Annotated in this window: 9 protein-coding genes; all 9 read left to right on the top strand. The window is 45.5% G+C overall.

Going from position 1 to position 10,449, the window contains the following annotated elements; translation table 11 throughout:
* Positions 1-625: 625 nt before the first annotated feature.
* Positions 626-1,600 (top strand): Rpn family recombination-promoting nuclease/putative transposase, encoded by a 975-nt coding sequence (locus B5F78_RS14855; RefSeq protein WP_087407078.1) that lies wholly within the window; start codon positions 626-628, stop codon positions 1,598-1,600.
* Positions 1,601-1,649: 49 nt separating this feature from the next.
* Positions 1,650-3,395, top strand: a complete 1,746-nt coding sequence (locus tag B5F78_RS14850; protein ID WP_022040190.1) for an ATP-binding protein — start codon at positions 1,650-1,652, stop codon at positions 3,393-3,395.
* Between the two features lie 178 nt (positions 3,396-3,573).
* Positions 3,574-3,993: a Holliday junction resolvase RuvX gene (gene ruvX / locus B5F78_RS14845; RefSeq protein WP_022040188.1), complete on the top strand. Its 420-nt coding sequence runs from the start codon at positions 3,574-3,576 to the stop codon at positions 3,991-3,993.
* 168 nt (positions 3,994-4,161) lie between these two features.
* Positions 4,162-4,716 carry a peptide deformylase gene (gene def, locus B5F78_RS14840; RefSeq protein ID WP_087407077.1) on the top strand — a complete coding sequence of 185 codons (555 nt, stop codon included), beginning with the start codon at positions 4,162-4,164 and terminating at the stop codon, positions 4,714-4,716.
* A complete protein-coding gene (locus tag B5F78_RS14835) occupies positions 4,713-6,722 on the top strand; it encodes a tetratricopeptide repeat protein (RefSeq protein WP_087407076.1) in 2,010 nt (669 codons plus the stop codon). Before def ends, B5F78_RS14835 begins: the two co-directional genes overlap by 4 nt.
* 201 nt (positions 6,723-6,923) lie before the next feature.
* A complete protein-coding gene (thrS, locus tag B5F78_RS14830; protein ID WP_087210722.1) occupies positions 6,924-8,867 on the top strand; it encodes a threonine--tRNA ligase in 1,944 nt (647 codons plus the stop codon).
* A gap of 103 nt (positions 8,868-8,970) precedes the next feature.
* Positions 8,971-9,576, top strand: a complete 606-nt coding sequence (gene infC, locus B5F78_RS14825; protein WP_022040184.1) for a translation initiation factor IF-3 — start codon at positions 8,971-8,973, stop codon at positions 9,574-9,576.
* Positions 9,577-9,631: 55 nt separating this feature from the next.
* Positions 9,632-9,829 (top strand): 50S ribosomal protein L35, encoded by a 198-nt coding sequence (rpmI, locus tag B5F78_RS14820; protein ID WP_022040183.1) that lies wholly within the window; start codon positions 9,632-9,634, stop codon positions 9,827-9,829.
* A 106-nt stretch (positions 9,830-9,935) separates the two neighbouring features.
* Positions 9,936-10,286, top strand: coding sequence for a 50S ribosomal protein L20 (gene rplT / locus B5F78_RS14815; protein ID WP_087210727.1), 351 nt, complete (start codon positions 9,936-9,938; stop codon positions 10,284-10,286).
* Positions 10,287-10,449: the final 163 nt, after the last annotated feature.

Here is a 10,449-nt window from a genome sequence, read left to right as displayed (position 1 = left end):
CTGCGGCGTTTTCCGCTACGGCGTTCCCCCGTCATTTCATACTCGGACAAATAGTCCTCATGCGCAGCCTCGAAATAAGGGAGAAGCGCACAAAACTGTTCATGGCTAATTCCCGTCAAGGCACGGAAACTTTTGCTGTTGTCTTTATGGTCGTGGTAATTCATGTTGCAAAGGTACGCGTATGCGCGATATATAACAAATCTAAATTATATAAACTCTATTATCTCTATCAATAGCAGGGAAGCGTCCCTGCACATATTTTAATTAGTAATCTCAGAAGCCGGTTCGCAGGGATGCGCGTCGGCTTCGCCTTTTAGGATGGACTTTATGGCAGGGCAAAACTGTTTGCGGACAATCTTCGGTGTATTGCCACTATGTATCATGGTATTTCCGGAGTAAACCAGGCTTATCCGGAAATGCAATTGTTTGTCCGGTCCTACGCATTCCAGTCCTCGCTCAGTCCTGACCTATCAGAATAGCAGTCCTGACTATAGAGGACTGGAAATGCAGATAAGTGTTGTCGGACATGCTTGGACATTTCTTTTTGGAGCAGGATTTCTTCAAAGGTGTTGGTAAACTGATAAAGATTCCCTAACTTTGTATGCAATCATTAAAAGCATCGATTATGAGATACTTGGATCCTAAAGCTGACCTGACTTTCAAGAAAGTGTTCGGCGAACACCCCGACTTGGTCATCAGCCTGCTCAATGCCTTGCTGCCTTTCGAAAAGCCCGAAGAGGAGATTGCGGAAATCGAATACCTGACACCGGAACTGATGCCGGAGACACCGCTGAAGAAGAACAGCATCGTAGACGTGAGGTGTAAAGACAAAATGGGCAGGCAGTTTCTGGTGGAGATGCAGATGCTCTGGTCTCCTGCGTTCATGCAGCGCGTATTGTTCAACGCCTCGAAAGCGTACGTGCGCCAGCTTGGAGGCAGAGAGAGCAAATACGAACTGCTACAGCCCGTGTATTCGCTCAACTTGGTAAACGATATTTTCCTGCCGGATGTGCCGGAGGCTTACCACGACTATAAAATCGTGCAGGTGGAGCATACGGACAAGGTGATAGAAGGGCTGAGGTTTATCTTCGTAGAGCTTCCCAAATTCAAGCCACAAGATTTCAAAGGCAAGAAAATGGCGGTACTTTGGCTGCGGTATCTGACGGAAATAGACGAGCATACGCGGCAAGCCCCCAAAGAGTTATTAGAGAATCCGGAAATCTGCAAGGCGGTGACGCAAATCGAAGAGTCTGCCTTCAGCGATGCGCAACTCTGGTGGTATGATGACTTCTGGGATGCCGTGCGGGTAGAGAACACTTTGATAAGCGATGCTTTGCGGGAAGGTATGGAACAGGGTATACAACAAGGTATACAACAAGGCATACAACAGGGTATACAACAAGGCATGCAACAGGGTATGCAAAAAGGTATAGAACAAGGCCTGCAGGAAGGCCGGCAAGAAGGTTTGGAAAAAGGCATACAACAAGGCATAAGGCAAAGCAATATCCAAAATGCGCGTGGCATGAAATCGGAAGGCATTCCGGCGGAAATTATCGCTAAAATCACCGGACTCACGCGTGATGAAGTGGAGAAACTGTAATAGGATAAAATCTTTCTTTGTAGAAAGAATCATGTAAAAAAGATGGATTATGGATAAGCCAAATGTAAAAGGCATCCCTTACGGGGTGGCAAACTTTGAGGAAGTGCGGAGCAAAAACCGGTATTATGTGGATAAGACGATGTATCTGCCTCTTTTGGAAGAGGCAAATGATTTCTTGTTTCTGATTCGTCCCCGCCGCTTCGGCAAGAGTGTGTTCGTCAGCATGATGCAGGCATATTATGATATTGCCAAGGCAGACCGTTTTGAGACGTTGTTCGACGGACTGTGGATAAAGGCTCATCCGACTTCCCTGAAAAACGCTTGCCAGATTGTTTATTTCGACTTCTCGGTTATCGGGAGCGGGTCTAATGAAGGTGAGCTTGAAAGTAACTTCAATAAATATTGTTGCCAGGTGCTGGACATGTTTGCCGAGACATACGCCGGGTTTTACGATAAGGAGTTCGAAGAAAAGGTAAAGGCGGAAGACAGTGCCAGGGCTAAGTTGAACTATATCAATCTGCATGCACGTAAGAAAGGTTATCTTTTATACCTCATTGTGGATGAGTATGACAACTTCACCAACGTTATTCTTAGTGAAGGCGGAAAGGAGCGGTTCCGCAGGCTGACCCACGCCAGCGGGTTCTACCGGGAATATTTCAAGATATTCAAGGTCATGTTCAGTCGTGTTTTTCTGATAGGTGTGTCTCCCATTACCTTGGATGACCTTTCGAGCGGTTACAACATCGGTTGGAATATTTCCCAAGACCCCCGTTTCAATTATATGTTGGGCTTTTCCGAGTCGGATGTGCATACGATGTTCCGTTACTATCAGGATAATGGCAAATTGCGTTCTGATGCTGATGTCGAGGCGATGCTGGAAGAGATGAGGCCTTGGTATAACAATTACTGTTTTTCGGAAGACTACATAGATGCCGAACGTCTTTACAATTGTGACATGGTGCTCTACTACTTGCGCCACCAGGTTGCTTTCGGCCGTCCTCCCAAAGAGATGGTGGATGTCAATGTGCGTACAGATTATAAGAAACTTCAGATGCTGGCAGGTATAGACCGGGGAAACCAGCGGGAAAACCGGATGGGAGTTATTGAGGAAATTGCGGCAACGGGTTCTGTGCTGATGACGCTGAAGACTTCTTTCCCTGCTGAATATGTGACGGAAGACAATAATTTCCGCAGCTTGCTTTATTACTACGGGTTGCTCACGATGGGGAGCCGTAAACTGGATGAATTGAGGATGGTGATTCCCAATAACTGCGTAAAAGAACAGTATTGGAGTTTTATGCGTGATTATTATCAGCGTAGTGCAGATATTGATTTAAGCCAATTGAAAGGGTGTTTTCGTTTATTGGCGTTAGATGGGGAATGGGAGCCACTTATTCACCGTATCGCTGCGGCATACAAGGAAAATTCTTCGGTGCGGGACAGTATTTTAGGTGAACATAACCTGCAAGGGTTTTTCAAGGCTTACCTTGCCTTGAATACACTTTATCTGGTAGAGCCTGAAATAGAACTGAGTTATGGTTATAGTGATTTCTTGCTTCTGCCCGACAGGGTGCGTTATCCGGAGATTGCGCACAGCTATATTCTGGAACTGAAATATGTAAAACCGGCTGCAACAGATGAAGAGGTGGAAGCCAAAAGCCGGGAAGCTGATGCCCAGTTGGAAAAGTATAGCAAGGATAAAATCGTATGCCGTCTGTGTTCTGGCACGAAGCTTCACCTGTTGAAGGTGGTATTTCGTGGTGCGGAATTATCAATCTGTATGGAAATAGCTTGATGTACCTCATACGCCCTGAAGACATCCTCATGGATAAGTTGGCGCATTCGGGCGTATGCGATACGCCCCTGCATGGGCAATTGGGGAAAATGAGGATATTCATATAGTATAAATACGCAATCTTTTAAGGTTTATATAGAGAAGTATACAGAATAAATTCGTATTTTTGTCGCCGATTATGAGCAGAATATTGGCAATTGATTACGGAAAGAAGCGTACGGGTATCGCGGTGACCGACCCGATGCAGATTATTGCAAGCGGGCTGACTACCGTGCCTACGCATGGACTGATGGATTTCTTGCTGGACTATGTGCGGCAAGAAAAGGTGGAGCGTATCGTTATCGGACATCCCAAGCAGATGAACAACGAGGATTCGGAAAGTATGAAGTATATCGTGCCTTTTATGAATCAGTTGAAGAAAAAACTGCCCGATGTTCCGGTGGAACTGTTCGATGAACGTTTTACATCGGTCTTGGCACATCAGGCGATGCTTGCCGGAGGCTTGAAGAAGAAAGCACGGCAAAACAAGGCTTTGGTGGATGAAATCAGTGCCACGATTATTTTACAGTCGTATTTGGAGTCGAAAAGAGGAATGTAAGTCTTTGAGTTTTTAAGTTTTTAGGTTTTTGAGTTAAATAATTCGATAATGACAAACAGAAGAACTAACAAACTAAAAACAGACAAACTTAAAAACTAAAGAACTGACAAACTAAAGAACTGACAAACTAAAGAACTGACAAACTTAAAAACTAAAGAACTAAATAATATGATTTTACCTATCTATGTATACGGGCAACCGGTGTTGCGTGAGGAAGCTAAAGACATTACACCGGATTATCCGAACTTGAAAGAATTGATTCAGAATATGTTTGAGACGATGGATCGTGCCGACGGGGTAGGGCTTGCCGCTCCACAGATAGGTTTGCCCATCCGTGTGGTGGTGATAAACCTGGATGTGTTGGCTGATGATTTCCCCGAGTACAAGGACTTCCGTCATGCTTATATCAATCCCCGTATCGTGGAAACGGGCGACAACATTGTTTCGATGGATGAAGGATGCTTGAGCTTGCCCGGCATTCATGAAAGTGTGAAACGTCCCGACAAGATTCATGTGACCTACCTCGATGAAGACATGAATCCGCATGATGAGTGGGTGGACGGTTATCTGGCACGTGTGATGCAGCATGAGTTCGACCATCTGGAAGGAACCATGTTTATCGACCATTTGTCGGCACTCCGCAAGCAAATGATTAAAGGCAAACTTAACGGCATGCTGAAGGGCAAGGCCCGTTGCTCTTACAAGGTGAAGACAGTGAAATGATTCGGAAGCTTATTTATATAATATATATAGGAGTGTTTTTCCCGATGATAGCCGGTGCCCAGATTAATACGGACCGGGTGATGGCCATCGGGAAAAACGCTCTTTATTTTGAGGACTATGTTCTTTCCATCCAGTATTTCAATCAGGTTATCAATGCCAAGCCTTACTTGGCCGAACCGTATTTTTATCGTGGACTGGCAAAACTGAATCTGGATGACTTTCAAGGTGCGGAAGCCGATTGTACGGAATCGATTGAGCGCAATCCGTATGTACCTAATACGTATCAGGTGAGAGGCATCGCGCGTATCCAGCAAGAAAATTACACGGGTGCCATACAGGATTACGAGAAAGCGTTGACATTCGATCCTGAGAATACCAGCCTGTGGCATAATCTGGCTTTGTCGCGGATGCGGAGCGAGGATTATGCGGAAGCGAAAGCCGACTTGGATACGCTGATCCGGATTGCCCCCCGCTATATTGATGCTTATCTGATGCGTACGGAAGTCTCTCTCAAGCAGAAGGATACGCTTCAAGCCATGTCGGATGCCGACAAGGCTATCGAAATGGACCGTTATAATGCCGACACGTGGGCTTCACGGGGCATGCTTTTCCTTCAGCGGAACAAGTATGCCGATGCCGAAAGCGACCTGACCGAAGCCATACGCCTGTCGGTGCGCAATGCGGGCATGTATATCAACCGTGCGTTGGCACGCTATTACCAGAACAACCTGCGGGGGGCTATGAGCGATTACGACTTGGCTCTTGACATCGACAAGAATAACTTCATCGGGCATTACAACCGGGGCTTGCTCCGTGCCCAGGTAGGAGACGATAACCGGGCTATAGAGGATTTCGACTTTGTGCTCCAGATAGAGCCGGACAATATGATGGCGGTCTTCAACCGGGGCTTGCTGCGTGACAGGACGGGAGATTATGCCGGTGCCATCAGTGACTATACTACGGTGCTGGAAGAGTATCCCAATTTCTTGGCAGGCTATCAGTATCGTGCCGAGGCTCGTAAGAAAACAGGCGACTTGAAAGGTGCAAGCCAGGACGAGATGAAAGTATTGCAGGCGCAACTGGATGCGCAGAACGGAAAGACATCGCAACAGACTGCTTCGGCCGACAAGACCCGTAAGAAGTCGGATAAGAACATGAACAATTTCCGTAAGATTGTAGTGGCAGACAATGAAGACGAACGTTCGAAATACAAGACCGACTATCGGGGACGTGTGCAAGACCGTAATATCACGATTCTTCCCCAGCCGATGTTTGTGTTGAGTTATTACGAACGTCCGGATGAAGTGAAACACCAGATTAATTATTCGAAATATATCGATGACTTGAATAACCGTCGTGTCTTGCCGCACCAGTTGTTGATAACCAATAATGAAGCTTCGCTTACCGAAAGGCAGGTGAAGCAGCATTTTGCATCGATTGATGACATAACGGAGAAGATTGTGAAAGAGCCGGACAATGCCTTGCACTATTTTGCACGTGCCCTTGATTTTTATCTGGTACAGGATTTTGATAATGCGTTGGAAGATTTAGACCGTACCATCGAAAAGGACAATGCGTTTTTCCCAGCCTATTTTATGCGGGCGATGATCCACTACAAACAGTTGGAATACAGGAAGCGGGATGCAAATTATGAGATAGAGCAAAGTCAGGAAAAAACATTGCAGGTACGTGCGCTGGATTATGCCATGGTGCGCGATGATTTGGATGAAGTGATTCGTCTGGCTCCCGATTTTGCCTATGCGTATTATAACCGTGGAAATATCTATGCCGTGATGAAGGATTACCGGTCGGCATTGGTGGATTATAATAAGGCTGTCGAACTTGATTCGCGTTTTTCGGATGCTTATTTCAATCGGGGACTGACGAATGTGTTCTTGGGTAATAACAGCGAGGGTGTGCAAGACTTGAGTAAGGCGGGCGAGCTGGGTATATTCTCGGCATACAGTGTGTTGAAGCGTTTTACCACAATGAAGGAGGAAGATTAGGTAGTTGAAAGATGATAAGATGATAAGTTGGCCAGGTGACAAGGTAACAAGGTTCTGAATGGTTTGACTAAAGGTATTTAAAACCTAGTCCCCTTGTTACCTTGTTGCCTTGTCACTAGTCAACTAATCACCTAAAAATTGTATAATTAAAAAGTTTTGTTTATTTTTGCGACTCAATAAAAAAGACTAACATAAAAGACTATGATTAAGATAACTTTTCCTGATGGCTCTGTTCGCGAGTATAACGAAGGAGTTACTGGTCTGCAGATTGCAGAGAGCATCAGTTCTCGTCTGGCGCAAGATGTTTTGGCTTGTGGCGTAAATGGCGAAACGATTGATTTGATGAGACCTATTAACGAAGATGCCGATTTCGTTCTTTACAAATGGGATGACGAGCAGGGTAAACATGCATTTTGGCATACCAGTGCCCACTTGTTGGCTGAAGCTTTGCAGGAACTGTATCCGGGTATTCAGTTTGGCATTGGTCCTGCTATCGAGAACGGTTTTTATTACGATGTAGATCCGGGAGATGACGTGGTTATCAAAGAAAGCGACCTGCCGGCTATCGAACAGAAGATGATAGAACTGGCTGCACGTAAGGAGCCGCTGGTGCGCAAGAGCATTGCGAAAGACGATGCGCTGAAGATGTTCGGCGAGAGAGGTGAGACATATAAGTGCGAGTTGATTTCTGAATTGGAAGACGGGCATATCACTACCTATACACAAGGTGCATTCACCGATTTGTGCCGCGGTCCGCATTTGCCTTCCACCGCTCCTATCAAGGCTATCAAGCTGTTGTCGGTTGCCGGTGCTTACTGGAGAGGACAGGAAGACCGCAAGCAGATGACCCGTATTTACGGTATTACCTTCCCGAAGAAGAAGATGCTGGATGAATACCTGACCATGCTGGAAGAAGCCAAAAAACGCGACCACCGCAAGATTGGCAAGGAAATGGATTTGTTCATGTTCTCGGATATGGTAGGCAAGGGATTGCCGATGTGGTTGCCGAAAGGTACAGCGTTGCGCATCCGCCTGCAGGATTTCCTGCGCCGCATTCAGGCACGTTACGATTATCAGGAAGTGATGTGTCCGCCTATCGGAAACAAGCTGTTGTATGTCACTTCGGGACACTATGCGAAATACGGTAAGGACTCGTTCCAGCCAATTCATACGCCGGAAGAAGGCGAGGAATATTTCCTGAAGCCGATGAACTGCCCGCATCACTGTATGATTTACCGCAACAGTCCGCGTTCGTACCGCGACCTGCCTTTGCGTATCGCCGAATTCGGTACGGTATGCCGTTATGAGCAGAGCGGTGAGTTGCACGGATTGACCCGTGTGCGCAGCTTTACACAGGACGATGCGCATATCTTCTGCCGTCCCGACCAGGTGAAAGACGAGTTCCTCCGTGTAATGGATATTATCTCGATTGTGTTCAAGTCGATGAACTTCGAGAACTTCGAAGCGCAGATTTCCTTGCGCGACAAGGTGAACCGCGAGAAATACATCGGTAGCGATGAGAACTGGGAAAAGGCAGAACAGGCTATTGTAGAAGCTTGTCAGGAAAAAGGACTGAAGGCGAAAGTGGAATATGGCGAAGCTGCGTTCTATGGTCCGAAGCTCGACTTTATGGTGAAAGATGCTATCGGACGCCGTTGGCAATTGGGTACCATTCAGGTAGACTATAACTTGCCCGAACGTTTCCAGTTGGAATACATGGGTGCCGATAACCAGAAACACCGTCCGGTAATGATTCACCGTGCGCCGTTCGGTTCGATGGAGCGTTTTGTTGCCGTATTGATTGAACATACAGCCGGTAAATTCCCGTTGTGGCTGACTCCCGATCAGGTTGCTGTCCTTCCGATTTCGGAGAAGTTTAATGAGTATGCCGACCAGGTTCGTCTGGAACTGAAGAAGTACGACATCCGCGCGTTGGTAGACGACCGTAACGAAAAGATTGGCCGCAAGATTCGTGACAACGAGATGAAGCACATCCCTTATATGCTGATTGTGGGTGAAAAAGAAGCTGCCAATGGCGAAGTTTCTGTCCGCAAACAGGGAGAAGGCGATAAAGGTACGGTAAAAATCGAAGAATTTGCAAAAAATATTGCGGAAGAAGTTCATAATATGATAAATAAGTGGTAACTTTGCAACCGCATTTGCAAAAGTCATTTTGGCTTTCGGCAAAAAAGAATAACAATAATTACATTAATAATATTATAAGCAGACAAAGGAAACAAGTATTTGAATGAAAAATGACAATTTGAAAGGGCAACATCGAATCAATGAACAGATTCGTGCCAAAGAAGTCCGTATTGTGGGCGACAATATTGAATCGGCTGTTTATCCTATAGCACAAGCTTTGCGGATGGCTGAAGAACATGGTGCCGATTTGGTAGAAATTTCACCCAATGCTGTTCCTCCCGTTTGTAGAATTATTGATTATTCTAAGTTTCTTTACCAGTTGAAGAAACGGGCAAAGGAGCAAAAGGCAAAACAAGTGAAGGTCAATGTAAAGGAAATCCGTTTCGGTCCTCAGACTGACGAACACGATTATAACTTCAAGTTGAAACATGCTATCGGGTTCTTGCAGGGAGGCGATAAGGTGAAAGCATACGTTTTCTTTAAGGGACGTTCCATTCTCTTTAAAGAACAAGGTGAAGTGTTGTTGCTTCGTTTTGCCAATGATTTGGAGGAGTATGCGAAAGTGGAGCAGATGCCTATCTTGGAAGGAAAGCGTATGACTATTGCATTGTCGCCGAAAAAAGCGGGTGGAACAAAGAAACCTGCTGCTCCGAAAGCGGCAGAACCGCGCGAAGCAGGTGTTGTAGAAAAGAATGAGAAAAGTGCGTAACGTGCCGGTATAGTGCGTTGCCACAGTTAATAATAATAATTAAAACTTAAACAAGATGCCAAAAGTAAAGACTAACTCCGGTTCTAAAAAAAGATTCGCTCTTACCGGAACGGGTAAAATCAAAAGAAAGCACGCTTATCATAGTCATATCCTGACTAAGAAGACAAAGAAGCAGAAACGAAACTTGTGTAAAATGGGTTTGGTTCACAGCGCAAACTTAACTGCAGTGAAAGAACTTCTTTGTATGCGTTAATCTTCGCAGGTAGTGTAAATGTATTATTTAAATTATTAACCGAATGCATTAGCCTCAAGTCCGGTTGTAAAACATCGGCGCTAACATTCAAAAATGAATTAAAACTATGCCAAGATCAGTAAATCACGTTGCTTCAAGAGCAAAAAGAAAGAAAATTTTAAAATTAACTAGAGGTTACTTTGGTGCAAGAAAGAACGTTTGGACCGTTGCCAAAAATACATGGGAAAAAGGTTTGACTTATGCATACCGTGACCGTAAGACTAAAAAACGTAACTTCCGCGCATTGTGGATTCAGCGTATCAATGCTGCTGCCCGTCTGGAAGGTATGTCTTACTCAAAACTGATGGGTGCATTGCACAAAGCCGGTATTGAAATCAATCGTAAGGTGTTGGCCGACTTGGCTATGAATCATCCGGAAGCTTTCAAGGCTGTGGTTGATAAAGTTAAGGTGGCTTGATAGAAGTAAAGAAATCAGAAGAAGGCAACTCTTGGAAAAGAGTTGCCTTTTTCGTTGATGTATGCTCGGCATGAGTATTAGCTAACGGGTGCAAGTCCCTAATGAGCCCTAATAGCGGGAATCATACAGCCCAAAGCAAGGGTGTCCATCGCGAGTTGGAATC

This window comes from Bacteroides sp. An279, assembly GCF_002159615.1.
In the GTDB taxonomy this organism is placed as follows: Bacteria; Bacteroidota; Bacteroidia; order Bacteroidales; family Bacteroidaceae; genus Phocaeicola; species Phocaeicola intestinalis.
This window is presented reverse-complemented; position numbering and strand designations above follow the sequence as displayed.

Excerpts from the sequence above, each read along its gene's own strand:
- infC (WP_022040184.1), top strand. The coding sequence starts at position 8,971 with ATGAAAAATGACAATTTGAAAGGGCAACATCGAATCAATGAACAGATT.
- B5F78_RS14855 (WP_087407078.1), top strand. The coding sequence starts at position 626 with ATGAGATACTTGGATCCTAAAGCTGACCTGACTTTCAAGAAAGTGTTC.
- ruvX (WP_022040188.1), top strand. The coding sequence starts at position 3,574 with ATGAGCAGAATATTGGCAATTGATTACGGAAAGAAGCGTACGGGTATC.
- B5F78_RS14835 (WP_087407076.1), top strand. The coding sequence starts at position 4,713 with ATGATTCGGAAGCTTATTTATATAATATATATAGGAGTGTTTTTCCCG.
- thrS (WP_087210722.1), top strand. The coding sequence starts at position 6,924 with ATGATTAAGATAACTTTTCCTGATGGCTCTGTTCGCGAGTATAACGAA.
- rpmI (WP_022040183.1), top strand. The coding sequence starts at position 9,632 with ATGCCAAAAGTAAAGACTAACTCCGGTTCTAAAAAAAGATTCGCTCTT.
- rplT (WP_087210727.1), top strand. The coding sequence starts at position 9,936 with ATGCCAAGATCAGTAAATCACGTTGCTTCAAGAGCAAAAAGAAAGAAA.
- def (WP_087407077.1), top strand. The coding sequence starts at position 4,162 with ATGATTTTACCTATCTATGTATACGGGCAACCGGTGTTGCGTGAGGAA.
- B5F78_RS14850 (WP_022040190.1), top strand. The coding sequence starts at position 1,650 with ATGGATAAGCCAAATGTAAAAGGCATCCCTTACGGGGTGGCAAACTTT.